This window comes from Aeromicrobium tamlense (genome assembly GCF_013408555.1).
Taxonomy (GTDB): domain Bacteria; phylum Actinomycetota; class Actinomycetes; order Propionibacteriales; family Nocardioidaceae; genus Aeromicrobium; species Aeromicrobium tamlense.
Genome location: NZ_JACBZN010000001.1, coordinates 2,362,378 through 2,376,656 on the forward strand (window position 1 = coordinate 2,362,378; position 14,279 = coordinate 2,376,656).

A 14,279-nucleotide genomic window follows, 5' to 3' on the forward strand; every position below is an offset into this window, starting at 1 on the left:
GCTAGGGGCGGGACAGCGTCACCATGGCGATCGCGGCCGGGCCGTCGTGGCTGAGGCTGACGTGCACCGTGACGTCCTCGAGGTGCTTCGCGACCTCGCCGAGGAGACGGATGCGGGGCCTACCCCAGGCATCGCGGATGATCTCGATCTGGTCGTGCACGTGCTCGCCGACCTGCGGCGGACTTCCCCACAGCGACTCCGACCAGGCCTTGATGAACGCCTCCTTGGCGGCCCAGCGGGCCGCCAGGGACGCCATCTCCTGATCGGGGGTGCGACGCCCGGAGCCAGAAGGAGAGCTCCGGGCGTCGCGGCGCTCGGCAGCAGTGAAGGCGCTGCCCGCGCGGGTACCCGGCTGCCGATGCTGCTCGGCGAATCCGGGCACGTCCACGAGGTCGATCCCCGTGCCGATCACCGGCACGCGTACACCCCGTCCTCGCCGAGGCGACCGCTGTCGTCGAGCAGCAGAGCGGCCTCGCGCTCCCGCACGCCCGAGTCGCCCAGGCGGCGGTCCGCCGGGCGCCGGTACAGCGCGTCGCCTCCGTACATCGCGTCCACGAGGCGCGTGCGACCCTCGATGCGGCGACGCTCCGCCGCCTCGAGGTAGCGGTCGCGCTCGTCGGCCGCGAGCGACTCCACGAACGCCTGCGCGTGCACCACGGCGATGAGGCCGGCCACGTGGCCGAAGCCGAGGCTGGTCAGCAGGCCCGCCTTGAGCGGACCGGTCGCCAGCGGCTCGCGCAGCCACACGAGGTGCTCGTGCTCGGCCAGATCGTCCATGACGCAGTCCAGGCTCCGGTTCGGCGGCACGACGCCGCCCTCCAGCACCTGGCACAGGCCGATGAGCTGGAACGCCGCGGCGCCGCCCTTCGCGTGGCCCGTGAGCGTCTTCTGGCTCATGACGTACAGCGGGTTGCCGTCAGAGCGACCCAGCGCCGCCGCGAGCCGCTCGTGCAGCTCGGACTCGTTGCGCTCGTTGACGCCCGTCGACGTGTCGTGCTTGGACAGCACGCCGATGTCGTCGGCTCCCACGCCCAGCGCGGACAGCGACCGGGCCAGCTGCGACTCGCGCCCACCGCGGCCCGCGGCCAGGGCACCGAGGCCCGGCGCCGGGATCGAGGTGTGCACGCCGTCGGCGAACGACGCCGCGTAGGCGACGACGCCCAGCACCGGCAGGCCCATCCGCGCGGCCAGGTCGCCGCGGGCCAGCAGGATCGTGCCGCCGCCCTGCGACTCGACGAACCCGCCGTAGCGGCGGTCGTTGGCCCGGCTGAAGTAGCGGTCCTCGAGGCCCTTGGCGGCCATCGCCGCGGAGTCCGCCGTGGCCGACATGTCGCCGAAGCCCACGATGCCCTCGACCGAGAGGTCGTCGAAGCCACCGGCCACGACGAACTCGGCCTTGTTCAGGCGGATCTTGTCGACGCCCTCCTCGACCGACACGGCGGTCGTGGCGCAGGCGGCCACCGGGTGCACCATCGCGCCGTAGCTGCCCACGTAGGACTGCACCACGTGCGCGGCGATGACGTTCGGCAACGCCTCCTGCAGGATGTCGTTCGGCTTCGCCTCGCCCAGCAGCGTGTCGATGTACAGCGAGTGCATCGACGTCATGCCGCCCATGCCGGTGCCCTGGGTGTTGGCGACCAGCGTCGGGTGGGTCCAGCGCATCAGCTCGGACGGGGTGAAGCCCGACGAGAGGAACGCGTCCACGGTGCAGACGAGGTTCCACAGCGCCACGCGGTCGACGGCCTCGACCATCTCGGCCGGCACGCCCCACACCGTCGGGTCGAAGCCCGTCGGGATCTGGCCGCCGACCGTGCGGGTCAGCTTCATCTTGCGCGGCACGCGGACCTGCGTGCCCGCCTTGCGGGTGACGGTCCACTCGCCCTCGGCGTCCTGCGCGATCACGGTGTGCTCGGGGTCGGCGTCGCGCATGGCCTGCGCCTCCGCCTGTCCCGAGACCGTGAAGGTCAGGTCCTGATCGAGGTAGACCGACGCCAGCAGCGGGGCGCTGTTGTCGACCATGTCGCCGTCGTCGGCGTACCGGCGCACGCCGACCCGCTCGCGGACGGCGTCCTCGTACCGGTCGGCGATCTCGTGCTCGGGCACGGCCTCGCCGGACTCGGCGTCGTACCAGCCGCGGTTCGTCGCGTCCCAGCTGAGCAGGCCCGTGGACCACGCCAGCTCGAGCACGCCGGCGGCCGAGAGGGTGTCCTCGACCTCCATCTCGAAGCGCGTGCGCGCCGAGCCGTACGGGCCCAGCTCGCCGGCGCCGACGATGACCACGAGGTCCTCGGGGCGGGCGGTGACCTCGGCCCACTCGGGCGTCTCGACCCGGTCGAGGCGCGACGGCGGCGCGGGCAGCGCCGGGATCGTCGCGGTGTCGTCGGACGAGGGCTCGTCCTTCTCGAGCACGACCTGACCGGCGAGGGCCTTCATGTCGAGGTCGGCCTCGCCGAGACCGCCGGTGAGGTCGAGCGTCAGCGGACCCTCGGTCGCGCAGACGCGGGCCTCGGGCGTGCAGGCCTCGAGCAGCGCGGCGGCCATCTCGTCGGGCGACCAGGTGCGGACACCGGCGGCCTCGACGGCCTCGACCAGCGGGTCGTTGCCGCCCATGAGGCCCGTGCCGCGGACCCAGCCGATGATGGCGTGGGCCAGCGTGACCTTGTCGGCCCAGCGCTTCTCCGAGCCCCACTTCGTGACGAGCGCGTCGAGCGCGGCCTTGGCCTCGCCGTAGGCACCGTCGCCGCCGAACATGCCGCGGTTGGGCGAGCCCGGCAGCAGCACGTGCAGGCGGGCGTCGAGGTTGCGGTCGGTGACCGACGACGACAGCGCGCCGACGAGTCGCTCGACCGACCACAGCAGGATGCGCATCTCGAGCTCGGCGCGCGGGCCGGCCTCGGTCGCGTCGCCCATGACCCGGCCGGCCGCGAACGGCACCAGCAGGGTCGGGGTCAGCGACGGCTTGGACACCGTCGTGACACCGGCGGCGGTGCGGGACTGCTCGGCCCCGATCCACTCGACCAGCGCGTCCACGTCAGCGAACGACGCCAGGTTGGCGGGGACGACCCACAGCGTCGCGCCGGCGCGGGCCGAGCGGCGGTAGAGGTCCTTGAAGAACGCGAGCTTCCGCGGCGCGAGCGACGAGGTGGTCGCCACGACCGTGGCGCCGCCGGCGAGCAGCTCGCCCACGACGGACCCCGCGATGGAGCCGTCGGCGGCACCGGTCACGACCGCGACCTCGCCGGCGAACGCTCCCGGCGTGGTGTCGCGGGCGTCCTCGGCGATGCGGGCGAAGCGCTCGTCGCCGGTCCGCGCGAGCCAGTGCTCGGCCTGCTTGGCGACGACCTCGCCGGTGCCCGCGAAGGAGCCCGTGACCTCGTCGCCGTGGGCCAGGCGCGCGAGGTCCTCGCGTGCCGACGCCCAGCGGTCGTCCAGGACGACGGCGTGCTCGGCGTCGAAGACGCCCGCCGTGGCCTTGATCCAGTCCGAGCCCAGCTCGGCCTCGACGCGCTCGACGACCGCGGCCGCCTGCTCGTCGGGCTCGACGGCCTCGGGCACGTCGACCAGGTCGAGGTGCTCGAGCACGAGGCGCGCGGCCGAGGCGAGCACGCCGTCGCGACCGGTGATGGCCGCCGTGAACTCGCCGAGCGCCGCCGCGTCGATCGTGGCGCCGCCGTCTCCGCCGCCGGCCGACGGCATCTGCACCGTCACGCCGTGGCGCGCGGCCACCGCCTGGACCGCGGCGTCGATCGCCGCGTCGACGTCGCCGGCCGAGGCGATGGTCGCCTCGCCGAACGCGCCACCGCGGACGCTCTGGCCCTCACGGGTGACCATGGCCAGCTCGGCCAGGACGTGCGACGCCCAGCCGGCGCCGAGCTGCCACGCACCCGTGACGCGCTCGGCGACCGCCGACTGCTTGCGACCCGTCGGGCCGAGCACCTTCTTGAGGTGGTCGCCGAAGGCCTCGCCCAGGACGGGGCCGAAGGGCTTGTAGGTGCGCGCGAGGGCGTCGACCTGGCCACCGAGGGTGGTGAGGTCGGCCTCCGCGGCGCCGTCGATCGCGCCGAGCGACAGCTCGCCGCCGAGGTCGATCAGCAGCTGGTTACGGCGGCTGGAGGCGCCGTCGGTCAGCGACTCGATCGTGTCGGCCGCGCCGAGCTGGTCGAGACGCAGCTTCGTCCACCAGGCGATGAGCACGCGGGTCGCGTCGGCCGCCGAGAACGGCAGGTCGGCGGCGGTCTGCGTGGCCGGTCCGCCGGCGGGAGCCGCGGCCGGGGCGGCCGCCTGCGGGGCCGTCTCGGTGGAGGTCGCCTCGGGAGCCTCCGGGGCCTCGTCCTCCACCGGCGCCGGGTCCTCGTCGGTCCCGTAGACGGCGGCGGCGTCGCGCTCGACGTTGAGCACCTCGACGCGCGGGTAGCCCGGCAGCTTGAGGGTGCCGGAGGCGAGGTTCGCGACGGTCGGGGCCGAGCCGACGCCGACCTCGACGAAGCGCTCGACGCCCAGTCCGCCCTCCTCGACGGGGGTGAACATGAGGTCCTGCGTCTCGATCCAGCGCACGGGGCTGGCGAACTGCCAGGCCAGCAGCTCGATCAGCAGGTCGCGGCACAGGCGGCCCGGGTCGTCCGACCGCGGGACCGTGGTGCCGACGTACTGCTCGACCTCGCGGATGAACTCCTCGTCGAGGCTGAACGGCCGCGGCACGAGGTTCGGCACGTAGCGGCCCTCGAGGATCGACGGGTCGATCGTGGGCGGCAGCAGGTCCTGCAGCTTGTGGCGGAAGTCCGGCACGCCGCCGTGCAGCACGCGGCTGTGGAACGGCACGTCGATGCCGGGCACGAGGATGAACGCGGCCTTGCCGCCGAAGCGGTCGCGGCGCTCGGACACGTCTTTCTCCAGCGCCTCGAGTCCACGCACCGTGCCGGCGATCGCGTACTGCGAGCCGCGCAGGTTGTAGTTCACGATCTGCAGGAACTCGCCCGACGCCTCGCCCACGCCCTCGACGTAGTCCTTGACCTCGTCGTCGGCCAGGCCGATCTGCGAGGGACGGATGGCCGCGAGACGGTAGTCGCTGCGGCCCTTCTCGTCGCGCGGGACCAGCGTGTGCATGACCGAGCCGCGCTGGAAGACGACCTCCACGACGGCCTCGAGGCTGATGACGCCCGAGACCGCGGCGAGCGCGTTGTACTCGCCCACCGAGTGGCCGGCCAGCACCGCGCCGTCGACGAACGCGCCGCCCTCGCGCAGCTCGGCCATCTGGGCGGCGCCCAGCACGGCCATCGCGACCTGCGTGAACTGCGTCAGGTAGAGCACGCCCTCGGGGTGGTGGTGCGTGACGCCGCGGACGGTCAACTCGGTCGGGTTGTCGCGCACGACCGTGAGGATCGAGAAGCCGAGCGCCGCCCGGGTGTGCTTGTCGGCGCGGTCCCAGACCTCGCGCGCCGCGGGGCAGCGCTGGTAGCCGGCCATGCCCATGCCGGGGCTCTGGATGCCCTGGCCGGGGAACGCGTACGCGGTGCGGGGCGCGTCGAGCACGGCCGAGGCGGCCATGACGATCTCACCATCGGCGCGCACGGTCACGTCGAGCACCTCGCGGCCGTGCGAGAGGCCCACGCGGTCGGCGCGGATCTCGACGTCGGCACCGGGGCGGACGGGCGCCATGAAGCGCGTCGTCCAGCCGGCGATGCGTCGGCCGGTCTCGTCGGCCACGGCGTGCTGCGCGGCGGCCGAGGTCCACATGCCGTGGACGATCGGCTCGCCCAGGCCCGCGAGGCGGGCGGCGGCGACGCTCGTGTGGATCGGGTTGTGGTCGCCCGTGACCGCGGCGAAGGCGCCGAGGTCGGACGGGGCGGTCACGGTCACCTTGGCACGCGTGCGACGCGGGGTGTCCTTGAGCTCGTCGTCGCCCAGGGCGCCGCCGGCGCGCGCCGGGTCGGCGAGGGCCGCCGCGCCCGTGCGGCCGCGGATGGCGAACCGCTCGCGCATCGTGGCGACGTCGCCGACGGTGACGTCGACGGTGACGACGCGACCGTACTGCGACTCCTCCACGTCCACGAGCGCGGCGCGGACCGCGAGCGGGGTGCGCTCGGTGGGGAGGACCTGCGTGGTGATCGCGTGGTCGAGGTGGACCAGGTCGAGCATGCCCTCGACGACCGGCAGGCCGTCGGCGTTGCGGGCGGCGCCGATGACGGCGAACACGGCCGGCCAGGCGAGCCCCACGAGCACGTCGGGCACGCGGTGGCGGCCCAGCACGAGCGGGCCCGCGCTGACGGCGGCGTGGTCGGCGGCGAGGTCCGGGTCCCAGTCGACGTCGAGGTGGGCGACGCCGTCGGAGACCTCGGGCAGCTCGCCGGCGACGGCGCCGCTGACGATCTGCGCCATGGCGGCGACGGCGGCGTCGGTGGAGACGACCGGGGCGTGGCCGCGCGAGGCACTGGACGGGACCTCGATGCGCAGGGTCAGGTCGCGGCCCTGGCCCAGCGGCACGGTCAGGTCGACGGCCGAGTCGCCCGCGGTGGACAGGCGCGCGCCGGTGGCGGCCTGCTCGGCGGTGTCGGCGTCGGTCAGCACCCACTCGGCGCCGAGGCGCTGGACGGGGTTCGTGACCGTGCGGCCGGCCCACGCCACGTCGGGCGCGGCCAGGACGACCGCGAGCGGCGAGGACAGGTGCGCGTCGCCCTCACGGCGACGGCCGGGCACCCGCTGGGGCGCGCGGCCCGAGGCGAGCAGGGCGTCGACGGCGGCGTCCTCGAAGCGCTGGAGCAGCTCGGCGACGGGCTCGTCCACCCGCGTGATGCCGGCGACGCTCGCGGTGCCGGGGATGATGCAGACCTCGTCGGCGCCGTAGCGCGGGTCGTGCGCCTGCCACAGCGAGTCCGAGCGCCACCAGCGGCGCACGTCGGCGTCGATGACGGGCACGAAGTTGACGGGCTTGCCGGCGCGGCGGCAGACCTCGACGAAGAAGGCCTCGTCGGCCGGGTGCAGCGTCACGGACGCGGCGTCGGCGTGCGCCTCGAGCAGGCGCGCGAGGGCGGCGGGGCCGTCCTCGACGTCGGAGGCCTCGGGGAACAGCGTCGCGATCTCGCCGCGGTCCTGCGTGGCCAGACGGGCCTCGGCCCGCTGGAGCATCGCGTGGAAGCGGTCGCGCAGCGACACGTCCAGCCACTGCGCCGAGCCGTCGGCGGCGGTGCCGGAGAGCTCGACGAAACGGCCCAGCCACTGGGCGTACGTCATCGTGGCGACGTCGCCGAAGTACGGCTTCGCGGTGCGGTCGAGCGCCTCGACGATCTCGTCACGGCGGGCGGCCACGGCCTCGGCGTCGCCGGCGACCTCGTCGAGGAGACGGCCGGTGCGCGAGGCGGTGTTGTCGATCTCGTGGATGTCGGCGCCGAGCTGGCTGCGGCCCGAGGCCATGCCGTTCTTCGCGGTGCCCGCGCCCACCCAGGCGCCGGTGCCGCGCGTCTCGACGAGCAGCTGCTTGACCTCGGGGGCCGTCGTGGCCTCCAGGGTCGCCATGGCGGCGGTGCCGACGAGGATGCCGTCGACGGGCATGTCGGGGAAGCCGTGGCGCTGGGCCCACGTGCCGGTCAGCCACGCGGCCGAGGCCTCGGCGGTGCCGATGCCGCCGCCGACGCACAGGACGACGTTCGACTGCGCGCGCAGCTCGCCGTAGGTGGCCAGGATCAGGTCGTCCAGGTCCTCCCACGAGTGGTGTCCGCCGGCGCGGCCGCCCTCGACCTGCACGATCACGGTGCGGTCGACCTTCTTGGCGATCGCGAGGACCTCGCGGATCTGGCGGATCGTGCCGGGCTTGAACACGACGTGCTCGATGCCGGCCTCGGTCAGCTCGTCGACCAGCGCGACGGCCTCGTCGAGCTCGGGGATGCCGGCCGTGACGATGACGGCGTCGATGGGGGCTCCGGCGGCGCGGGCGCGCTGCACGAGGCGGTTCTGGCCCAGCTGCAGGCGCCACAGGTAGGGGTCGAGGAAGAGCGAGTTGAACTGGTAGGTCGCACCCTCGTCGAGCAGCTCGTCGAGCTCGGCGACGCGGGCCTCGAAGATCTCCTCGGTCACCTGACCGCCGCCGGCGAGCTCGGCCCAGAAGCCGGCATTGGCCGCCGCGGCGACGATCGGGGCGTCCACCGTCGTCGGCGTCATGCCGGCGAGCAGGATCGGCGACTTGCCGGTGGCACGGGTGAAGCCGGTCTCGACGGCGGTCGAGCCGTCGGGCAGGGTCACCAGGCGCGGCGCGAACGCCGACCACGCCACGGGGCGCGCCGGCTTTGCGCCGGAGATGGTGAGCTCGCGGTGGCCGCGACGGGTCGTGGGGGCGACGAGTCCGGCACCGCGCACCTTCGTCTCGGTGGCGCTCAGGCGCGAGGCGAGGTCGGCGGGGCCGAGGTCGAGGACCCACTCGGCGCCGGCGTCCAGTGCGGAGGTGATCGAGGCGACCCAGTCGACCGGGTCGACGATCGCGCGCTGCGTGGCGCTGCGGGCGTGCTCGGCGTCGATGCCGATGCGGGCGGCCCAGCCGGCCACCAGCTCGGTGGTCTCGGCGAGGTCGGGGTGGTGGAACGCGAGCGAGGACTCGACCGGCTCGATCACGGGCGAGAACGGGGCGCCTCCGGTGACCTTGCGGTCGCGCTCGTCCTTCTCGCGGGCGGCCTCCTGCTCGAGGCGGGCGGTGGCCGCGTCGAGGGCGGCGGCGGGACCCGACAGGACCACGGCGCGACGGCCGTTGCGGATGTGGCAGACGGCGCCCGTACCCTCCACGAGCTCGGCGACGCGCTCGGGGACGACTCCCGAGACGGCGAGCATCGTGCGGCCGAGCAGGCCGCGGCGACGGCCGACGAGCTGGGCGGCGGTGCCGATGAGGCGGGCCAGCGCGAGCACCTCCACCTCGGGCACGCCGGCGAGCGCCTCGGCGGCGAGCACGCCCTGCGAGTGACCGGCGACGGCGACCGGCGGGTGCGCGGTGACGTCGAGGCCCTGGCGGGCGAGGGCGTGGAGGCCGGCCAGCTGGGCCAGCGTGATGCCGGGGACCGAGGCGGCCGGCGCGGCGACGTCGGCGCCCGCGGGAAGGCCGGGCGCGTCGTCGTCCTCGGCGGACTCCCCGACCGCCAGGACGTCGACCCACGCGACGGGATCGAAGGCGACGCCGGCCCGGGCGAGCTCGGCGGCGACGGGCGCGAGGAGGCGGTCGGAGCGGCGGACGAGGTCGGCGACCTCCGCGTCGAGCGCGAAGTCGCGGACGAGGTCGGCGAGCGGCGTCAGCCAGTCGCCGCCCTGCCCTCCGAGGACCAGGGCCCACGGCGTGCCGGAGCGGAGGTCGTCGAGGAGGCTGTCGGTGCGGCGGTCGCGCGTGGAGGGCGCGTGGAACACGGAGGTGTCGAGCGTCGTCATTCCCCTATCGTGACACAAACATGAGGCTTTCCTCATCTTTGACCCGAGGGTTTCCTCATGTTTTAGATCACATCGCGGCCCGTGGTGCGTGGCGGGTGTGGCGCGAGAGGTTCAGGCGACGTGTAACTGCTAGTTGCACACAGGATTGTTCACATGTGGGGACAAGATCTCCGCCAGACCGTCATCTGAGAGCGGTTATGTGCAGGATTTCGCAAATCGACGGCGAAGGGCCCCGGGACCGAGGTCCCGGGGCCCTTCGTCTCAATCGGTGGTCAGACGCCGCCGGTGAGCAGCAGTCCGCCGTCCACCGTGAGGCACTGGCCGGTCACCCAGGCCGCGTCCTGCGAGAGCAGGAACGTCGTGACGCCCGCGATGTCCTCGGGCAGGCCGAGGCGCTTGAGGGGGTAAGCCGCGGCGACCTCCTCCTCACGACCCTCGTAGAGCGCACCGGCGAACCGGGTCTTCACGACCGCGGGAGCGACCGCGTTCACGCGCACGTTCGGAGCCAGCTCGAGCGAGAGCTCCTGCGTGACGTGGATGACCGCGGCCTTCGACGCGCCGTACATGCCGATCATCGGCGCGGGCTTGAGACCGGCCACCGACGCGATGTTGACGATCGCGCCACCGTGGTCCTTCAGCGAGGCGTTGTACGCCTTCTGCGCCCACGACACCGCGGCGAGCACGTTGACCTCGAAGATCTTGCGACCCGCGTTGAGGTCCATCTCGATCATGGGGCCGTAGGTCGGGTTGATTCCGGTGTTGTTCACCAGGAAGTCCAGCCCGCCGAACTGCTCCACGGCCTTCGCGATGGTCTCGTCCTGGTGCGCGGCGTCGTCGGCCGCACCCGCGACGTACGCCGCGTTGTCGGGACCGAGCTCGGCGACCGCGGCCTCGAGGGCCTCGGTCTTGCGCGCCGTGATGACGACCTTCGCGCCGTCGGCCACGAGGCGCTGCGCGACCCCGAGGCCGATGCCGCGCGACGCGCCCGTGACGATCGCGACCTTGCCGGCGAAGCGACCCTTGGTCACGAAAGACGCTCCAGCACCATGGCCATGCCCATGCCACCGCCGACGCACATGGACTCGACGCCGAACTGCTTGTCGTGCCACTGCAGCGAGTTGATCAGCGTGGACGTGATGCGGGCGCCGGTCATGCCGAACGGGTGGCCGACCGCGATGGCGCCGCCGTTGACGTTGAGCTTGTCCATCGGGATGCCGAGCTCACGCGCCGAGCCCCACGCCTGGACCGCGAAGGCCTCGTTGATCTCGTACAGGTCGATGTCGTCGATGCCCATGCCGGCGTGCTTCAGCGCGGCGGGGATCGCCTCGACCGGGCCGAGGCCCATGATCTCGGGCGACAGGCCGGTGACGGCCGTGGACACGATGCGCGCGAGCGGGGTCAGGCCCAGCTCCTTGGCCTTGGTGTCGGACATGATCACCACGGCGGCGGCGCCGTCGTTGAGCGGGCAGGCGTTGCCGGCGGTGACGGTGCCGTCGGGGCGGAACACCGGCTTGAGGCTGCTGACGGCCTCCAGCGTGGTGCCGGCGCGCGGACCGTCGTCCTTGTTCACGGTCGTGCCGTCGGGCAGCGTGACCTCGGTGATGTCCTTGGCCCAGAAGCCCTCCTCGATGCGCTGCTCGGTGAGGTTCTGGCTGCGGACGGCGAACTCGTCCTGCTCCTGGCGGCTCATGCCCAGGTGCTGCGCGACGTTCTCGGCCGTCTGGCCCATCGCGATGTAGAGGTCGGGCAGCTCGCTGTTGCCGCGGGGGTCGACCCACGTGTCGGCGCCGCCCTCGGCGCGCTTGGCGGTGCGGGCGATGGCCTCGGCGAACAGCGGGTTCTCGGTGCCCGGAATGTCGGCGAAGCCGTTGCCGAAGCGGCTGACGGTCTCGACGCCGGCGGAGATGAACGCGTCGCCCTCGCCGGCCTTGATCGCGTGGAAGGCCATGCGGGTGGTCTGCAGCGAGGAGGAGCAGTAGCGGTTGACCGTCACGCCCGGCAGGTGGTCCATGCCCGACAGCACGGCGACGGCGCGCGCCAGGTTGTGGCCGGCCTCGCCCGCGGGCTGGCCGACACCGAGGTGCAGGTCGGTGATGTCACGACGGTCCAGGCCCGGCACCTTGGCCAGCGCGGCCTCGATCATCTGGACGGTCAGGTCGTCCGGACGCATGTCCTTGAGGGATCCCTTGCCGGCGCGGCCGATGGGAGAGCGCGCGGTGGAGACGATGACTGCTTCGGGCATGATGTAGGCCTTTCGAATGTGCCGACGGGGCGACCCGCCGATGACTAAGCGCTTGCTTAGTGTGACATTCCTGCGTCATGCTGTCCACCATGACCACCGACGCCGCGAACGGTCGCGATCGATCCGCCACGACGCGCGAGCGCCTCCTTGCGGCGGCCGTCGAGGCGTTCGCCACCTCGGGCTTCGCCGGCACCACGACTCGCGACATCGCGTCCCGTGCGGGCATGAGCCCGGCGGCGGTCTACGTGCACCACGCCACCAAGGAGGAGCTCCTCTTCGAGATCTCCCGGCGCGGCCACCGCAGCGCCGTCGAGATCATCGAGAAGGCCTCGCAGTCGGCGTCCGACCCGGCCGAGCGCACTCGCACGATGGTCGCCGAGTTCAGCCGCTGGCACGCGGTCAACAGCCGCGTCGGCCGGATCGTGCAGTACGAGTTCGACGCCCTGACCCCCGAGCACCGCGCCGAGATCGCCGAGTACCGCCGCGCGATCGAGGCGCTCATGCGCGAGGCCCTCGAGGCCGGCGTCGAGGCGGAGGTCATGACCGTGGCCGACCTCAAGGGCACGGCGCTCGCGCTGCTCTCCCTCAGCATCGACCTGGTGCGCTGGTATCACCCGGACGGGCCCACCACGCCCGACGAGATCGCGACCCTGCACGGCGAGCTGGCCCTGCGGATGGTCGGCGCCGCCTGAGCGTCGCCGACCTCAGCGACGCTCGACGCGCGTCAGCGGCGCCCGGCAGACGAGCGCGAACAGCGAGGCCAGACCCAGCACCGCCGCGCAGACGACGATGTTCCCGCGACTGCTGATCGCGTCGGCGAGGACACCGCCCGTCGCGGTGCCCAGTGCCACTCCGGCCATGCTGCCGGTCGAGCCCCAGGCGAAGACCTCCGTGACCCGGCCCTCGGGCGCCGACCTCCCCAGCAGCTCGTAGAACGCGGCGAACATCGGAGCCGCGGGCAGCCCCGCCAGGAGGAGGGTCAGACCCAGGACGAGCGACGTGGTCGCCGCCGCGACGATCAGATGGGTGAGTGCGAGCGCGGCCAGGAAGACGATCAGGCGACCGGCGAGTCGGCCCCGGCCCGCGGCTCGGAGGTTGACGAGCCCGCCCACCAGACTGCCCGTCGCCCAGAGCCCGTAGAAGACGCCGATCAGGTGGGACGCGTCGAGCTGGGCGGAGCGGCGCACCACCGCGACCTCGAGGATGCCGATCGCGATGCCGACGGTGAACGTCACGGCGACGAGGATCCAGACGGTCGCCGGGAATCGGCTCGGGGTCCCCATCACCGGGCGGCTCGACCGGCGCGAGGCCGTACGCGACTCCGGCGTCAGCGCGAACACCGTCGTGAGCACCAGGACGAGACCCGCCGCCAGGACCAGTGCCTCGTGGGTCCCCCGCACCGTCGCCCAGGACACCACGGTCAGGGGACCGAGGATGAACGTCACCTCCTGCAGTGACGCGTCCAGGGACAGCATCCGGCTGAGGTCCACCGGACCGAGCCGCTCGTTCCAGATCGCCCGCGCGCAGACCGCCAGCGGCGGCTGGGTCAGGCCCGTCACCGCGGCCAGGGCCACGGGCACGGCCGGAGCGATGCCGTGCGGCAGCGCGGACAGTCCGACCATCATGGCCGCAGCGACGACCGTGACGGCGAACAGCGGCATCGTCTGGCCCCAGCGGTCGATGCCTCGACCGACGACGGGGGCCCCGACCGCGATGCCGAGGGCGTAGGCCGCCGCCATCAGCCCGCTGACGGTGTAGGTCTGCCCGAGCGTCAGTCCGTGCAGGACGATCACCAGGCCGAGGGCGCCCGCCGGGACCCTCGCGAGGAAGCCGAGGACCAGCGTCCTGACGGCCGTGGCCGGCAGGCCGAGGATCTGCCTCGTCTCCGGGCCGCGGACCTCCATCGGTCTCGACCCGGCGCGCTCCATCACCGCACCCTACTTGAGTTCGACTTCAACTTCACCGAACTCGTCGGGTCCGATCGCGCGGTCCGGACATGACGAAGGGGCCCGCGACGCCGGGGGGTGTGCGTCGCGAGCCCCTCCGAGACAGGGGGTGTGCGGGTCAGGCCTGCAGCACGGCCTCCGCGGTGATGAGCAGCGTGATCTTGTCGCCGATCATGACCTTGTCGCCCTCGAGGGGGATGTTGAAGTCGATGCCGAACTCCTTGCGGCTCAGCTGGCCCTTGGCCTCGACGCCCACACGGGTGCCGCCCCACGGGTCCTTGCCCTCGCCCAGGAACTCGACGTCGAGCTCGATCGGCTTGGTGACGTCCTTGATGGTGAGGTCGCCGGTGACGACGAAGTCGGTGTCGCTCTTGCGGACGACGCCGGTGGACACGAAGGTCATGGTCGGCGTGCTCTCGACGTTGAAGAAGTCACCCGAGCGCAGGTGGTTGTCGCGGTCGGCGGTGCCGGTGTTGATCGAGGAGAGGTCGATCGTGGCGGTGGCACTGGAGGCGGTGACGTCTTCGGCGGTGACGATCGTGCCCTCGAACTTCTCGAACTTGCCGCGCACCTTGCTCATGATGTGGCGGACGGTGAAGCCGATCTCGGTGTGCGTGGGATCGAGCTGCCAGGTACCGGGGGTGATGTCGCTCATTGCTGCTCCTGTGTCAGTCTGTGTCGTCGAGTCGTTGATC

The 14,279-nt window shown here is 73.0% G+C and carries 7 protein-coding genes; 1 reads left to right on the forward strand and 6 read right to left on the reverse strand.

What is annotated here, in order from left to right; translation table 11 throughout:
- Position 1: 1 nt before the first annotated feature.
- The 4 genes from acpS to BJ975_RS11790 form a co-directional block, all read right to left on the reverse strand.
- Positions 2–418 (reverse strand): holo-ACP synthase AcpS, encoded by a 417-nt coding sequence (gene acpS / locus BJ975_RS11775; protein WP_179426110.1) that lies wholly within the window; start codon positions 416–418, stop codon positions 2–4.
- The gene (locus BJ975_RS11780) at positions 409–9,396 is read right to left on the reverse strand and encodes a type I polyketide synthase (protein ID WP_179426112.1); all 8,988 of its coding nucleotides are present in this window, start codon (positions 9,394–9,396) and stop codon (positions 409–411) included. Before BJ975_RS11780 ends, acpS begins: the two co-directional genes overlap by 10 nt.
- Before the next feature lie 272 nt (positions 9,397–9,668).
- Complete coding sequence (locus BJ975_RS11785) at positions 9,669–10,424, reverse strand: SDR family oxidoreductase (protein ID WP_179426114.1); 756 nt, start codon at positions 10,422–10,424, stop codon at positions 9,669–9,671.
- Positions 10,421–11,638 (reverse strand): acetyl-CoA C-acetyltransferase, encoded by a 1,218-nt coding sequence (locus tag BJ975_RS11790; protein ID WP_179426116.1) that lies wholly within the window; start codon positions 11,636–11,638, stop codon positions 10,421–10,423. The genes BJ975_RS11785 and BJ975_RS11790 overlap by 4 nt, the downstream gene beginning before the upstream one ends.
- An 89-nt stretch (positions 11,639–11,727) precedes the next feature.
- Between BJ975_RS11790 and BJ975_RS11795 the strand changes: the two genes are divergently transcribed.
- On the forward strand, positions 11,728–12,330 hold the full coding sequence (locus BJ975_RS11795) for a TetR/AcrR family transcriptional regulator (RefSeq protein ID WP_179426118.1): 603 nt from the start codon (positions 11,728–11,730) through the stop codon (positions 12,328–12,330).
- 12 nt (positions 12,331–12,342) lie between these two features.
- Here the strand turns inward: BJ975_RS11795 and BJ975_RS11800 are convergent, their stop codons facing one another.
- Complete coding sequence (locus BJ975_RS11800; protein ID WP_179426120.1) at positions 12,343–13,566, reverse strand: MFS transporter; 1,224 nt, start codon at positions 13,564–13,566, stop codon at positions 12,343–12,345.
- A 136-nt stretch (positions 13,567–13,702) separates the two neighbouring features.
- Entirely contained in the window at positions 13,703–14,239 is a 537-nt protein-coding gene (locus BJ975_RS11805) for a YceI family protein (RefSeq protein ID WP_179426122.1), read from the reverse strand.
- Positions 14,240–14,279 lie beyond the last annotated feature (40 nt).

Bases quoted from the DNA above. Each gene is read 5' to 3' on its own strand.
- BJ975_RS11780 (WP_179426112.1), bottom strand. From the start codon at position 9,396: ATGACGACGCTCGACACCTCCGTGTTCCACGCGCCCTCCACGCGCGAC.
- BJ975_RS11790 (WP_179426116.1), bottom strand. From the start codon at position 11,638: ATGCCCGAAGCAGTCATCGTCTCCACCGCGCGCTCTCCCATCGGCCGC.
- BJ975_RS11795 (WP_179426118.1), top strand. From the start codon at position 11,728: ATGACCACCGACGCCGCGAACGGTCGCGATCGATCCGCCACGACGCGC.
- BJ975_RS11800 (WP_179426120.1), bottom strand. From the start codon at position 13,566: ATGGAGCGCGCCGGGTCGAGACCGATGGAGGTCCGCGGCCCGGAGACG.
- BJ975_RS11805 (WP_179426122.1), bottom strand. From the start codon at position 14,239: ATGAGCGACATCACCCCCGGTACCTGGCAGCTCGATCCCACGCACACC.